Here is a 14,324-nt window from a genome sequence, read left to right as displayed (position 1 = left end):
GTCTGGCGGGCGTCAGATCGCCGTCTTCAGCGCTTCCTCGAGATAGATCGCGCGCAGCCGCCTGGTGATCGTGCCCGGCTGGCCGTTGCCGATCCTCGCGCCGTCGATCGTCACCACCGGCAGGACGAAGCTCGACGCCGAGGTGATGAAGGCCTCGCGCGCCGCCTTGGCCTCCTCGACCGTGAAGGCGCGCTCTTCGACGGCAAGACCGGTTTCCTCCGCCAGCCTGAGGACGGCGGTGCGGGTGATGCCCGGCAGGATCGCATGGGAGAGCGGCCGGGTGACGAGCGTGCCGGACGCGTCGACGATATAAGCGTTGCTCGAAGAGCCCTCGGTGACAAGGCCATCCTCGACCATCCAGGCGTCGCTGGCGCCGCGCCGCTTGGCCTCCATCTTCGCCATGGACGAGTAGAGAAGCTGCACGGTCTTGATGTCCCGGCGCTGCCAGCGCAGATCCGGCAAAGTGACGATCGACAGGCCGGTCGTTGCCGCCGACGTTTCGATCAGGCTTTTCGCCTGGGTGAAGAGCACGAGGGACGGCTGGGTTTCTTCGGGCGGATAAAGAAAGTCACGATCGGCCGCCCCGCGCGTCACCTGCAAATAGATCAGGCCCTCGGTGAGGGCATTCTTGTCGACCAGAGCGCGGTGGATCGACAGCAGCGCGTCCTCGCCCGCCGGCGCTTTCAGAGCCAGCTCGGCCATCGAGCGGCGCAGCCGCGCCATGTGATTGGCGAAGTCGATCAGCCGGCCTTCGACGACGCTGGTCACCTCGTAGACGCCGTCGGAGAATAGAAATCCGCGATCGAAGATTGAGATCCGCCCCTCGTCTTCCGGGCAGAAGACGCCGTTCACATAGACTGTTCGCATGGCCAAGACTCCCTCGATGACGCGCGGCGCGTGTCGGCCATCGGCCGAGCGCGGCCCGGCGACGCCGTTGGGAAAGGTTATACGCCGGCGCTTGAGCTGCACCAGAGGCCGCGCGCAAAAGTCCAGTTTTACGAAAGCTTCAGCGCTTGCCCCCATGATGATCGAAATTTTGCGTCGCGTATCGAAAGCACCGCGTATTATGGTGGACCAGAACTTCGAGGCGGTCCTGGAGGGGATCGCCGCCAAGCATGAGGACAAGAGCTGGCGCTCGGTCCTCGATCGGGCGTCGAGCGGCATGATGTCGGCGATCGGCATGCGCCGGGGGCCGAAGATCGCCGAAAGCGTCGCACGGACCGCGGCGGCGAAGGCTGCCTACGACGAAGACCGCGACGATCTCGACGGCGTCGATCAGCCGGAGCCGCCAGCGGCCAAAGCGGCCGAGCCGCAGGCGGCGCCAGCGGCGAGCGAGCCGCCCACGAAGCCGCCGAAAGCGCCTGAGCGCGCGCGGCCGTCGATCGCCGAAATGGCGGCCGCGCCGCGCCGGCGCCCGGTCGCCGCCGAGGCGGAGGAGGGTCCACCAAGCACCAATCCGCTGGAAATCGCCGCCGAATTGAAGCTCATCGAGGCGACCAGCATCAAGGATCTGCTCGACATTCGACGAAGCTTTGCCCGGATCAATCATCCTGATCGCATGCCGCCGGCCTTCGCGGTGCAGGCGACGATCCGGATGCAGATCGCCAACCGCCTGATCGACGATGCGATCGCCAAGATGAGCGGGCAGGGGGCGCGGCGGCAGGGTTGAGCCGGCGGCCGGATCGGCTGCCGCGACATCTCCTCATCGGCGGCGACTTGCGATAGGGTCGGCAAAAATGAGCGGGCGATGACGGGCGTGACGGATCGCGCAGGGCAAGGGAGCGGCGCGATATGGACGGCGCAAAGGCCGAGGCGGCGACGAGCGCCGCAATTGCCGTCAACGGCGATGCCCGCGCCGATGCCGATGCCGGGAGCGGTGGGACGCTGCCCCTGCAGCGGGCGCGGGGCCGGCTCGAGCTGACAGTGAAGGCGGTGGACGGCCGCACGCGCCTTGCCGACCTGCATCAGGCGGGCTGCCTGAAACTGCGCTTTCCGAAGGTTGCGGGCGCCCTCAGCGAGGCGGTGGTGATCAACACCTCCGGGGGGCTGACCGGCGGCGATCGGCTGCAGCAGCGGTTTGCGGCCGGGCCGGGCGCCGAGCTTTCGCTGACCACCCAGGCCTGCGAGCGGATCTACCGGGCGAGCGCCGGCCGCGCCGAGGTCTCGACCGATCTGAAGATCGGCGCCGGCGGCTTTCTCGCCTGGCTGCCCCAGGAGACGATCCTCTTCGATGAAGGCGCGCTCCGGCGCCGGCTCGATGTCGAGGCGGCCGACGACGCGCGCTTCGTCTTGTGCGAGAGCGTCATTTTGGGCCGCGAGATGATGGGCGAGAGCGTTCTTCGCGGGAACTTTCACGAAAGCTGGCGGGTGCGTTGCGGCGGCCAGCTGGTCTTTGCCGACGAGACACGGCTTGACGGGGCGATCGCCACGGCCGCCAAAGCCGGCGCTTCGCTCGGGGGCAACCGCGCCTTCGCCACCCTCGTCGCCCGGCTCGATGCGCCGGAAAGCGCGCTGGGGGCGATCCGCGCCATCCTCGGCGACAGCGGCGGGGCGAGTGTCGTCGATGGCCTCGTCGTCGCGCGCCTCGTCGCGCCATCGGGCTTTTTGCTGAGAAGGCGGCTCATTCCCGCCATCGCGGCACTGGCGCAAGGCGCCGTGCCACGGCTATGGTCGCTCTAATCGTGCCACGCCGCCCAAGGATCCCCCGATGCAGCTCACCCCCCGCGAAAAGGACAAGCTTCTGGTTTCGATGGCGGCCGTCGTCGCCCGCCGCCGGCTCGAACGCGGCGTCAAGCTGAACCACCCCGAAGCGATTGCCCTGATCACCGATTTCGTCGTCGAAGGCGCCCGCGACGGCCGCACCGTCGCCGACCTCATGGACGCTGGCGCCAAGGTGATCTCCCGCGATCAGGTGATGGACGGCGTCGCCGAGATGATCCACGACGTCCAGGTCGAAGCGACCTTTCCGGACGGGACGAAACTGGTGACGGTGCACGAGCCGATAAGGTGAGGTGGGGGTACATGTGCTGGGACAGCGATGATTGGCCATCCGTGACGGGTCGTAATTGGTCTCGAGCCTACAGAATCGGCCCGAAAATCGGAATCGATTTTCGGCAAAGCACGATGCGTCGATTCAAAAGATTAGAGCGCCCTGCGTCCTATAGGACGCAGAGCGCTCTAATCGACGCGAAGCCTCATCTTACCTGCCTGTGCCAGCGAAATTTGAGGGAACGGCTGATAGATTCTGCTCGCTCTGACTGCACCAATGATTCGATCGACTCGACGATTAGACAAATGCTGGCGACCTGATTGACGATAAGGAAGTCGCTGAGAGATGCCTGCTCCCGCCGCGCCAAAAATCTATCACATTGTCCATGTGGACAAATTGGCAGCAATTGCGGCGGACGAATTTCTGTTTTCCGATGCGGAAATGGCGAAACGCCCTGCCAACGGTACGATCATTGGCATGAACGAAATAAAGGCACGACGAATGAACGAGTTGACGCTGACCAGTCACTTTGGCCTTCATGTCGGCCATTGCGTGCCATTTTATTTCTGTCCGCGATCAGTGATGCTGTACCTCATTCATCGCCAGAACACGAAGCTTAATTATCAGGGCGGACAGGAACTGATTGTGCATCTTGTCGCTGATCTGAAAGCCGGGGTGGATTGGGCGAACGCAATTGGGCGACGGTGGGCGTTCACGCTGTCAAACGCAGGGTCGTACTATTTCGAAGATCGTTGCGATCTGAAGCAATTAGACGAGGTCGACTGGGACGCTGTACAGACGAATCAGTGGTCAGGAAGCCCTACCAAAGAGCGGAAACAGGCTGAATTCCTAGTGGAGGGGTCTTACCCATGGCACCTAGTCGAGCAAATTGGAGTCTTTAATCAAGCTGTCAGTCAAATTGCGGGGCAGTCTATCGCGGGCGCTCAACACCGTCCTCCGATCCATATTCGGAATGATTGGTATTATTGAGGGCGAACAAGCATGGCTTATATCGAAATCAAAACAGGCGACATCGTTAAGGCAAACGCCGAGGCGCTCATCAATACGGTAAACTGCGTTGGTGTGATGGGGCGCGGACTTTCGCTCCAGTTTAAGAAAGCGTTTCCGGCCAATTTCCGCGCCTACGCACTTGCTTGTAAAGATGGGGAGATGAAGCCGGGAAAGATGTTCGTCTACGATACCCGCTCATTCACCAACCCACGGTACATCATCAACTTTCCGACCAAGCGTCATTGGAAGGCAAAGAGCCGCATGGAGGACATCGACAGTGGTCTGCTCGCATTGGTGCGAGAAGTCAGCCGACGGGACATAAAGTCAGTTGCGATACCTCCGCTGGGTGCGGGCCTCGGAGGCTTGGATTGGGACGATGTTCGCCCCCGAATTGAAGCAGCGTTTCGCGATCTTACCGAAATCAAAGTTTCGATCTACGAGCCCAACGGTGCGCCTGAATTCGTAAAGTCGCGCAATGTGCCCAGTATGACGCCTGGCCGGGCGGCGCTCGTCGTCCTCATGGATCGCTACCTTCAAGGTTTGATGGACCCGTTCGTGACGCTGATAGAGGTTCACAAGCTGATGTATTTCATGCAAGAGGCCGGACAGCCGCTGCGATTAAATTATGTCAAGCATCACTACGGGCCGTACGCCAAAAACCTTTCGCACGTTCTCAACGAAGTGGAGGGGCATTTTGTGGCCGGTTATCGCGACGGTGGCGATCAACCAGATAAAGAATTGATGATCGTGCCTGGCGCGATATCGCAGGCTGAGGCTGCGCTGGAGCCCGAAGAAGCAGCCCAAATGCATTTTAACAAGGTCGCCGACTTGGTTGACGGTTTCGAGACCCCTTTTGGATTGGAACTGCTTGCGACGGTCCATTGGGTTGTAACCCGCGAGGGGGCTGACACCCATGAGAAGGCGGTTGCAGGGGTTTGGGGATGGAATGATCGTAAAAAGATATTTACGCAGAGGCAGATAGTAATCGCATTTGACATTCTCGAAGCGAAGGGTTGGTTCTCTGCTCGCTGACGATGAACTATTTTAAATTGGTTCAGCATAGATAATTTCTCAAGTCATGATTTGATGTTTAGATATATAAAAATCTTTCTAATAAATATATAAAATTATTTTTAAAATCTGCAAAAATGGCAATCATTATCAATTTTTGAAGAGATGCGAATTGTGCATGTATTAATTTTAATATAAAATAACTCATAAAAGCATGCGCAACTGATTGGATGAACGATCATAGATCTGCACAGTCGCCGCGGTGAGCAGGTTGAAAAAAATTATAATGATTGATTGCGCATAACCCTTCGCGTTTTTCTTCTGCTGGATCACATTTTCTACGCAGTCGGCAGCTTTAAGCACTCGCGTCTATACTCGCCTCGTGGATCCCTCTCCCTATCGCTCATTTGTTGACATAAGAATATCTTTATGTGATGGGACTGGCGACCCAATAGGATGAGCCATTTCCATGACTTCTGCGAGCGAACAGCTCTTCGGGCCGATCACCGACGGCCGCAATCCGGCCGAGGCGGCGGAGGCCTTGCGGCGGGCGGCGCGGGAGCGGATCCTGATCCTCGACGGCGCGATGGGCACCGAGATCCAGCTCCTCGGCCTCAACGAAGACGATTTTCGCGGCCATCTGTTCGGCGCCTGCGAGTGCCATCTGCAGGGCAATAACGACCTTCTCAATCTGTCCCAGCCCCAGGCGATCGAGGATATCCACTACGCCTATGCGATCGCCGGCGCGGATATTCTGGAGACCAACACCTTCTCCTCGACCACCATCGCTCAGGCCGACTACCAGATGGAGGATCAGGTCTACGAGCTGAACCGCGACGGCGCCCGGCTGGCGTGGCGCGCGGCGATCCGCGCCGAGCAGGTGGACGGCCGCCGCCGCTTTGTCGCCGGCGCGCTCGGGCCGACCAACCGCACCGCGTCGATCTCTCCCGACGTCAACGATCCCGGCTATCGCGCCGTCACCTTCGACGATCTGCGCATCGCCTATGCCGGCCAGCTCGACGGCCTGATCGACGGCGGCGCCGACATCATCCTGATCGAGACGATCTTCGACACCTTGAACGCCAAGGCGGCGATCTTCGCCTGCGAGGAGATGTTCGAAAAGAAAGGCTTGCGCCTGCCGGTGATGATCTCCGGCACGATCACCGATCTGTCCGGCCGCACACTGTCCGGCCAGACGCCGACCGCCTTCTGGCACTCGGTGCGCCATGCAAAACCCTTCACCATCGGGCTGAATTGCGCCCTCGGCGCGGCCGCGATGCGCGATCATCTGGCCGAGATCGCCGGCATCGCCGACACCCTCGTCTGCGCCTATCCGAATGCCGGCCTGCCGAACGAATTCGGCGAATACGACCAGAGCCCGGCGGCGATGGCGAAAGAGGTCGAGATCTTCGCCCGCGAAGGGCTGGTCAACATCGTCGGCGGCTGCTGCGGCTCGACGCCCGACCATATCCAGGCGATCGCCGAGACGCTGAAGGCGCACAAGCCGCGCCAGATCCCGGCCGTCAAGCCGCTGATGCGCCTGTCGGGCCTCGAGCCCTTCACGCTGACCGCCGACATTCCCTTCGTCAATGTCGGCGAGCGCACCAATGTCACCGGCTCGGCGCGCTTTCGCAAGCTGATCAAGGAGAACGACTATCCGGCCGCGCTGGAGGTCGCCCGCAGCCAGGTCGAAAACGGCGCTCAGATCATCGACATCAACATGGACGAGGGGCTGATCGATTCGCGCCAGGCGATGGTCGACTATCTCAACCTCGTCGCCGCCGAGCCGGACATCGCCAAGGTGCCGGTGATGATCGACTCCTCGAAATTCGAGGTGATCGAGGCCGGGCTGAAATGTGTCCAGGGCAAGGCGCTGGTCAATTCGATCTCGATGAAGGAAGGCGAAGAGCCGTTTCTCGCCCAGGCCAAGCTGATCCAGCGCTACGGCGCCGCCGTGGTGGTCATGGCCTTCGACGAGAAGGGCCAGGCCGATACGTTCGAGCGCAAGGTCGAGATCTGCACGCGGGCCTATGAGCTGTTGACGAAGACGGCCGGCTTTGCGCCGCAGGACATCGTCTTCGATCCCAACATCTTCGCGGTCGCGACCGGCATCGAAGAGCACAATGGCTATGGCGTCGCCTTCATCGAGGCGACCCGGACGATCCGCCAGAGCCTGCCGCACGCCCATATTTCCGGTGGCGTCTCGAACCTCTCCTTCTCCTTCCGCGGCAACGAGGCGGTGCGCGAGGCGATGCATGCGGTGTTCCTCTACCACGCCATCCAGGCGGGGATGGACATGGGCATTGTCAATGCCGGCCAGCTGGCGGTCTATGAGAGCATCGATCCGGAGCTGCGCGAGGCCTGCGAGGACGTCGTTCTCGACCGCACGCCGCAGGACGGGGGCGATCCGACCGAGCGCCTGCTGGAGCTTGCCGAGCGCTACAAAGGCCAGGGCGGCGGCAAGGCCAAGGAGAAGGATCTCTCCTGGCGCGAAAAGCCGGTCCGCGAGCGGCTTGCTTATGCCCTCGTCAACGGCATCACCGAATATATCGAGGCCGACACCGAGGCGGCGCGGGCCGCCGCCGAGCGCCCGCTGCACGTCATCGAAGGGCCGTTGATGGACGGCATGAACGTCGTCGGCGACCTGTTCGGCGCTGGCAAGATGTTCCTGCCGCAGGTGGTCAAGTCGGCCCGGGTGATGAAGCAGGCCGTCGCCTATCTGATGCCGTATATGGAAGCCGAGAAGGAAGCGTCAGGCAGCACCCGGCAGACCGCCGGCAAGATCTTGATGGCGACGGTGAAGGGCGATGTCCACGACATCGGCAAGAACATCGTCGGCGTCGTCCTCGCCTGCAACAATTACGAGGTCGTCGATCTGGGCGTCATGGTGCCGGCGGCCAAGATCTTGGAGACGGCGCGGGCGGAGAAGGTCGACATCATCGGCCTGTCCGGCCTGATTACCCCGTCTTTGGACGAAATGGTGCATGTCGCCGCCGAGATGGAGCGCGAAGGTTTCGACATTCCGCTGCTGATCGGCGGGGCGACCACCAGCCGCGTCCACACCGCGGTGAAGATCCATCCGCAATATGAGCGCGGCCAGAGCATCTATGTTACCGACGCCTCGCGCGCCGTCGGCGTCGTCTCGAACCTCTTGTCCGACCAGAACCGCGACAAGGCGATTGCCGACATCCGCGACGAATATCGCAAGGTCGCCGAGGCGCATGAACGGTCCGAGCGCGACAAGAAGCGGCTGTCGCTGGCGGATGCCCGCGCCAACGCCTTTACGCCCGATTGGTCGCGCTATCAGGCGAAGACGCCGTCCTTCCTCGGCACAAAGGTGTTTGAGGATTTCGATCTTGCCGATCTTGCCCGGCATATCGACTGGACGCCGTTCTTCCAAACCTGGGAGATGAAGGGCCGCTATCCGGCGATCCTTCAAGACGAGCGCCAGGGCGAGGCGGCACGGGCGCTTTATGCCGATGCACAAGCGATGCTGGATCAGATCGTCCGGGAAAAGTGGTTCCGGCCGCAGGCTGTCGTCGGCTTCTGGCCGGCCAATGCCGTCGGCGACGACATCCGCCTGTTCACCGACGAGACCCGGACGGGCGAGCGAGCGACCTTCCACACCCTGCGCCAACAGCTGGCCAAGCGTGGTGATCGGCCCAATCTGGCGCTGGCCGACTTCGTCGCGCCGCAAAGCGCCAGCCGGCCCGACTATGTCGGCGGCTTTGTCGTGACCGCCGGCATCGAGGAGGAGGCGATCGCCAACCGCTTCGCCAAGGCCAATGACGATTACGCCTCGATCATGGTCAAGGCGCTGGCCGATCGCTTCGCCGAGGCCTTTGCCGAGCGCATGCACGAGCTGGTCCGCAAGGAGTTTTGGGGCTATGCGCCGGAGGAGACCTTTACGCCGGAGGAGTTGATCGCCGAGCCTTATCAGGGCATCCGCCCGGCGCCGGGCTATCCGGCCCAGCCCGATCATACCGAGAAGCTGACGCTGTTTGAGCTGCTCGGTGCGGAAGCGGCGATCGGGGTGAAGCTCACCGAGAGCCTCGCCATGTGGCCCGGATCGTCGGTCTCTGGCCTTTATATCGGCCATCCCGACGCGCATTATTTCGGCGTCGCCAAGGTCGAGCGTGATCAGGTCGAGGATTATGCGCGGCGCAAGACCATGACGGTCGAAGAGGTTGAGCGCTGGCTGGCGCCGGTATTGAACTACGTGCCGAAGTAAGACGGCGGCGGGGCGGCCGAACACTCGGGGCTTTTCGGCAACGGATGGCGCCATTTGGCGAAATTTTTCCGGCCTGGCGCCTCGAATTGGAACACCGGACGCTGCGTTTTGCCCGGCGAGCAACTATGTTGCGCCGCAGAGTTTGATCAAAGCCTCGGTTCAGAGGCATGAGAATGTTGGAACGAGCCGGGCAGGCGATCAGCCTGTTCCGGCTCGACGTCATGTTAAGGAAAGGACGTTCGATGAGTTCAGTCGCGGCCACCGACGAAGCCCCCGAAACTGCGGAATTTCCGATTCCGGCCGGTGTCTTCGCCGAAAAGGTGACGGCGGTGAAGCACTATACCGACCGCCTGTTTTCCTTCCGTATGACGCGGCCGCAGAGTTTTCGCTTCCGCTCGGGCGAATTCGTCACGATCGGGCTGCCGAACGCCGTCAAGCCGGTCTTTCGGGCCTATTCGATCGCCAGCCCGGCCTGGGATGAAGAGCTCGAATTCTTCTCGATCAAGGTGCCCGGCGGTCCGCTGACCGAGCATCTGCAGAAGATCAAGCCGGGCGACACCGTACTGATGCGCAAAAAGCCGACGGGTACGCTTGTGCATGACGCGCTGGTGCCGGGCAAGCGGCTCTATCTGTTCTCGACCGGCACCGGCATCGCGCCCTTCGCCTCGGTGATCCGCGATCCGGAGACCTACGAGAAGTTCGATCAGGTGATCCTCACCCAGACCTGCCGCGAAAACGCCGAGCTGAATTACGGCCGTGAGTTGGTCGAGACCACCCGCAACGACGAGCTGATGAGCGAATTTGTCGGCGACAAGCTCTTGTTTCATGCCAGCTCCACCCGCGAGGGCGAGCCGCGCGGCGAGCGCGTCACCAAGCTGATCGAAAGCGGCAAGCTGTTCAGCGATCTGGGCATCGCGCCGTTGAACCCGGAAACCGACCGGGCGATGATCTGCGGCTCGATGGCGATGCTGAGGGAGATCGAGGGCTTGTTGCAGGCGCGTGGATTTGAGGAAGGGGCGAACAACAAGCCCGGCACCTATGTCGTCGAGCGTGCTTTCGTCGATTGATCGCATCCGCCGCGATCCGGCTCTAAATTGTCTGAGAAACGAAACGGCCCGGTTCACACGACCCGGGCCGTTTTTACGTTTGCTCGTATTCGTCAGCCGATCAAAGGGCGTCTGTGGAAACGCCCCCTGGCGAGTCCCTCGTCAATTGTCTCTTCGCCCTCATTCAATCGCCGCATTTTCGGCGAGCATCAGGGGGCACCGACGGCCGAGACCGTGGTCACCCTGGGGACCTGCCGCGAGGGTCAAATCGGCGCAACCGGGCGAGACGAGTCAGCCCGGCGCAAACTCCGGTGGTTAACCATTGTTAACCGGTCCCCCGGACCCGCAACCAATTCGCTGAATCATGACCAAGACGCTGACCGATACCCGCCCGATTCGCTTGAAAGGTCGTTCGTTCCTCGCGATCGTGCTGTCTCCTGAACTGCCGTTTCACAACTGGCTGGAGCGTCTCGACGATCTGGCCGCCCGCTCCACCGGCTTTTTTCTCGGCCGGCCGATCGTGCTCGATGTCGAGGGCCTCGACATCACCCAGGCCGATCTGAAGGATCTGCTCGGCGAACTCGGCGAGCGCGGCGTGCGGGTGATGGGTATCGAGGGCGCCCGCGGCTCGCTGATCGGCGCCAATATGCCGCCGCTGATGAAGGGCGGACGCCCGGCCGGCGACATCGAGCCGGAGTCGGACCCGGTCGCAGAGCCAGCCGCTAAGGGCAAGCCGGCCGAACAGGCGGCCAAACCCGAGCCGGCCATCGAAGTTCATTCGCCGCGGGTGACCTCGTCGATCGTGATCACCGAGCCGGTGCGCTCCGGCCAGTCGATCATCTTCCCGGAAGGCGACGTGACCATCCTCGGCTCCGTCGCCTCGGGGGCGGAAATCGTCGCCGGCGGCTCGATCCATGTCTATGGCACGCTGCGCGGCCGGGCGCTCGCCGGCTCGATCGGCAATGCCTCGGCGCGAATTTTCTGCCGCAAGCTCGAGGCCGAGCTGCTGGCGATCGACGGGCTCTACAAGATGCCCGACGACATGGACCCTAAACATCGCGGGCAGGCCGTCACGGTCTGGCTCGAAGGCGACACCATCAAGGCGGAAACGCTGGCCTGAGGTCATGACGGCCGGGCAAATGCAGGAGATTCAAATGGCGAAAGTGATCGTGGTGACATCGGGCAAGGGAGGCGTCGGCAAGACGACGTCGACCGCCGCACTGGGCGCGGCGCTGGCCCAGCGGGGCGAGAAGACCGTCGTCGTGGACTTCGACGTGGGCCTGCGCAACCTCGATCTCGTCATGGGCGCCGAGCGCCGGGTCGTCTACGATCTGATCAACGTCGTTCAGGGCGATGCCAAGCTCCCGCAGGCGCTGATCCGCGACAAGCGGCTGGAGACGCTGCATCTCCTGCCGGCGTCCCAGACCCGCGACAAGGACAATCTGACGGCCGAGGGCGTCGAAGCGGTGATCGAGGAGTTGCGCAAGAGCTTCGACTGGATCATTTGCGACAGCCCGGCAGGCATCGAGCGGGGCGCGACGCTGGCCATGCGCCATGCCGACGTCGCCGTGGTCGTGACCAATCCGGAAGTTTCCTCGGTCCGCGACTCCGACCGGATCATCGGTCTGCTCGACGCCAAGACCAAGAAGGCGGAGAACGGCGAGCGGATGGACAAGCACCTGCTGCTGACCCGCTACGACCCGAGCCGTGCCGAGCGCGGCGACATGCTGAAGGTCGAGGACGTCCTGGAGATCCTGTCGATTCCGCTGCTCGGCATTATCCCGGAATCGATGGACGTGCTGCGGGCCTCCAATCTCGGTGCTCCGGTCACGCTGAACGACGCCAGCTGCGCACCTGCCTTGGCGTATCGCGACGCCGCCCGCCGCCTGGCCGGCGAGCAGGTCGCGATGACCATCCCCGGCGGACGCCGTGGCCTCATGAACAAACTGTTCGGTCGGAGGGCTGCATGAGTCTTTTCAGCTTCCTGAACAGGCGGAACACGGCGCCGATGGCGCGCGAGCGCCTGCAGGTGCTCCTCGCCCATGAACGCGCCACGGTTGGCCATTCCGATCTCGTCGGCCTGTTGCGTGAGGAGATCCTGGCCGTCATCGCCAAGCATGTTCAGCTCGACAATGACAAGGTGAGCGTCACCATGGAGCGGGGTGAGACCGTCTCGACTCTCGAGGTCGATATCGAGATCCCGCTGACCGCGAGCGTCCGGGCCGCCTGACGCAGGCGATGGCCCGTTCGAAGACCCGCCCCGATCCGGCATGATGCCCGGGGCGGCTGCGATGACGAAAGGAGAAAGCGATGAGCCGAGCACAGCTGATCGGTCGGCTGCAGGAACTGCAGAAGCTGCCGAAATTCGAAAAGCGAGATATCCGCTCGATTGCGGGCTTCCTTCAGCTGGAGGCACTCGCCAAGCATGTCGAAGCCTGCGAGGAAGCGGCCGCGCGCTGATTCCTCATCCTCGGCGCCGGCATTGTGTCGGCGCTGTCGGGCATTCGGAGCGAAGGCCGGAGCATTTTCTCCGGTGGCGCATGCCGGAACGCTCGAGGCTTTTTCTCGACACGATCAAGCACGCCCGTCGCGACAGCGGCGGGCGTTTTCGCGTTCGGGTGTTGGCTGGCCGATGCTCGCGCTCGTCCGAAGTCCCGATGGCTTTTCTCAGGAGTTCGCCGTGGCGCGCACGAGCTGCGCAAAGCGCGCCGGATCGGCGATGCTGACCGAATGCGGGTTTTCGACGCCGAGAATGCCTTCCGCCTTCAGCCCTTGCAGGGCGCGGCTGACGGTTTCGACGGTCAGGCCGGTGTAATTGGCGATGTCGCGGCGCTTCATCGGCAACCGGATCTCGGCGTCGTTGCCGCGCTCCAGGCAGCCGCGGGTCTGCAGGAGATGCAGGAAGAGCACGATTTTGGTGCGGGCGCTGCGGCGGGCGAGCAGGATCGCGTGGCGCTGTTCCTCGCGCAGCTCGTGGCATACCTTGCAGAGGAAATGCATCTCCATCTCGGCGTCGCGCATCAACAGCGCTTCCAGCGCTGCGAGCGGCAGCCGGAAGGCGTCGACCGGTTCGAGCGCCACGGTCGTGTCGACATAGACGTCGTTCTCGGCCAGGCCGATCAGATCGGTGGCGAAATGGAAGGCGGTGACCCGCTCGCTGCCGTCGTAAGAGACCGCGCAGCTCTTCACCACGCCGCTCAACAGATTGTGGATGCAATCGGCTTCGTCGCCCTGATGGTGGATGACGCTGCCGGCGGAAAAATGCACCCGCGTGCCGATCGTGGCGAGACGCTCCTGCTCGGCTTCGGCCAGCAGCGGCACGGCCATGCCCGAGCGGCCGTGGCGAAACGGGATGGCGCTGATTGAGGGCAGGGGACGCGCATAGGCGGAACTGGCAGGACTATCCATGGATCGATCAATCCGCAGCGGCGATGGTTGCAGGCGTCACGGCACACCTTGAGTGACGAGACGGTTCGAGCGGTCATGCGTCGCAGCCAAAACCTTTGAAATCTTGCGCGGACGCAATCGCTGCGCGCCGAAAGGCTCGGACAGGACCCGCCGACCTCTCGCGGCACGAGATCGGTTGCCGACTACGCGACGCATAGTGAAGCCGGCGCCATCCTCCAAGCGATAATTTCGCGACGCGCTTCGGTGTGCGATCGGGCGCGGCCTGGTCGGTGCGGCGATTCAAAGCGTGAAAGCATCCCGTCCGCGTCCAATCAGGCAGAGGGCGCGCGTGGGGCTCAGGAGCCCGCTTTCCGGCGCCGTGTCGGGGCGTGGAAGTCGGCGGGCTTGCCGGCGATCCAGCGCAGAAACGCCGCGACTTCCGGTCGATCGGCCGGCGTTACGCCGGCCTCTGCGATGCGCGCGAGTTCGTGATTGGAAAAGGTGGCGTGGAGGGTGCGGTGGCAGATCGGATGCACCGGCACGGTCTCGCGCCCACCCCGGCTTTTCGGAAGCGGGTGGTGCCATTCGATTCTTCGCCCGAGCGGGCGCCCGCACAGCCAGCAAGACGAAGCCGGTTGGTCGGACAGCA

Annotated in this window: 14 protein-coding genes; 11 read left to right on the top strand and 3 right to left on the bottom strand. The window is 62.8% G+C overall.

Going from position 1 to position 14,324, the window contains the following annotated elements; all coding sequences use genetic code 11:
* Positions 1–12: 12 nt before the first annotated feature.
* A complete protein-coding gene (locus J1C48_RS00670) occupies positions 13–867 on the bottom strand; it encodes a D-amino-acid transaminase (protein ID WP_207255717.1) in 855 nt (284 codons plus the stop codon).
* A gap of 199 nt (positions 868–1,066) precedes the next feature.
* Between J1C48_RS00670 and J1C48_RS00665 the strand changes: the two genes are divergently transcribed.
* From J1C48_RS00665 to J1C48_RS00615, 11 genes are all read left to right on the top strand, one after another.
* Positions 1,067–1,669 (top strand): hypothetical protein, encoded by a 603-nt coding sequence (locus tag J1C48_RS00665; RefSeq protein WP_207255716.1) that lies wholly within the window; start codon positions 1,067–1,069, stop codon positions 1,667–1,669.
* 122 nt (positions 1,670–1,791) lie between these two features.
* Positions 1,792–2,679 carry an urease accessory protein UreD gene (locus J1C48_RS00660; protein WP_207255715.1) on the top strand — a complete coding sequence of 296 codons (888 nt, stop codon included), beginning with the start codon at positions 1,792–1,794 and terminating at the stop codon, positions 2,677–2,679.
* A gap of 28 nt (positions 2,680–2,707) precedes the next feature.
* On the top strand, positions 2,708–3,010 hold the full coding sequence (locus tag J1C48_RS00655; protein ID WP_207255714.1) for an urease subunit gamma: 303 nt from the start codon (positions 2,708–2,710) through the stop codon (positions 3,008–3,010).
* Between the two features lie 324 nt (positions 3,011–3,334).
* On the top strand, positions 3,335–3,979 hold the full coding sequence (gene darT, locus J1C48_RS00650; RefSeq protein WP_207255713.1) for a type II toxin-antitoxin system toxin DNA ADP-ribosyl transferase DarT: 645 nt from the start codon (positions 3,335–3,337) through the stop codon (positions 3,977–3,979).
* A gap of 12 nt (positions 3,980–3,991) precedes the next feature.
* Positions 3,992–5,032 carry a type II toxin-antitoxin system antitoxin DNA ADP-ribosyl glycohydrolase DarG gene (gene darG / locus J1C48_RS00645; RefSeq protein ID WP_207255712.1) on the top strand — a complete coding sequence of 347 codons (1,041 nt, stop codon included), beginning with the start codon at positions 3,992–3,994 and terminating at the stop codon, positions 5,030–5,032.
* A gap of 448 nt (positions 5,033–5,480) precedes the next feature.
* Entirely contained in the window at positions 5,481–9,242 is a 3,762-nt protein-coding gene (metH, locus tag J1C48_RS00640) for a methionine synthase (RefSeq protein WP_207255711.1), read from the top strand.
* A 242-nt stretch (positions 9,243–9,484) separates the two neighbouring features.
* Positions 9,485–10,309, top strand: a complete 825-nt coding sequence (locus J1C48_RS00635) for a ferredoxin--NADP reductase (protein WP_207255710.1) — start codon at positions 9,485–9,487, stop codon at positions 10,307–10,309.
* A gap of 343 nt (positions 10,310–10,652) precedes the next feature.
* On the top strand, positions 10,653–11,408 hold the full coding sequence (gene minC / locus J1C48_RS00630; protein ID WP_207255709.1) for a septum site-determining protein MinC: 756 nt from the start codon (positions 10,653–10,655) through the stop codon (positions 11,406–11,408).
* 34 nt (positions 11,409–11,442) lie between these two features.
* Positions 11,443–12,258, top strand: coding sequence for a septum site-determining protein MinD (gene minD, locus J1C48_RS00625; protein ID WP_207255708.1), 816 nt, complete (start codon positions 11,443–11,445; stop codon positions 12,256–12,258).
* A complete protein-coding gene (gene minE / locus J1C48_RS00620; RefSeq protein ID WP_207255707.1) occupies positions 12,255–12,518 on the top strand; it encodes a cell division topological specificity factor MinE in 264 nt (87 codons plus the stop codon). Before minD ends, minE begins: the two co-directional genes overlap by 4 nt.
* Positions 12,519–12,598: 80 nt before the next feature.
* Positions 12,599–12,748: a hypothetical protein gene (locus tag J1C48_RS00615; protein WP_207255706.1), complete on the top strand. Its 150-nt coding sequence runs from the start codon at positions 12,599–12,601 to the stop codon at positions 12,746–12,748.
* A 207-nt stretch (positions 12,749–12,955) separates the two neighbouring features.
* On the opposite strand, the gene J1C48_RS00610 is transcribed toward J1C48_RS00615, so the two are convergent.
* On the bottom strand, positions 12,956–13,696 hold the full coding sequence (locus tag J1C48_RS00610; protein WP_207255705.1) for a Crp/Fnr family transcriptional regulator: 741 nt from the start codon (positions 13,694–13,696) through the stop codon (positions 12,956–12,958).
* 335 nt (positions 13,697–14,031) lie between these two features.
* The gene (locus J1C48_RS18815; RefSeq protein ID WP_231081504.1) at positions 14,032–14,217 is read right to left on the bottom strand and encodes a hypothetical protein; all 186 of its coding nucleotides are present in this window, start codon (positions 14,215–14,217) and stop codon (positions 14,032–14,034) included.
* Positions 14,218–14,324 lie beyond the last annotated feature (107 nt).

The organism is Jiella flava, assembly GCF_017349315.1.
GTDB lineage: Bacteria > Pseudomonadota > Alphaproteobacteria > Rhizobiales > Rhizobiaceae > Jiella > Jiella flava.
This window is presented reverse-complemented; position numbering and strand designations above follow the sequence as displayed.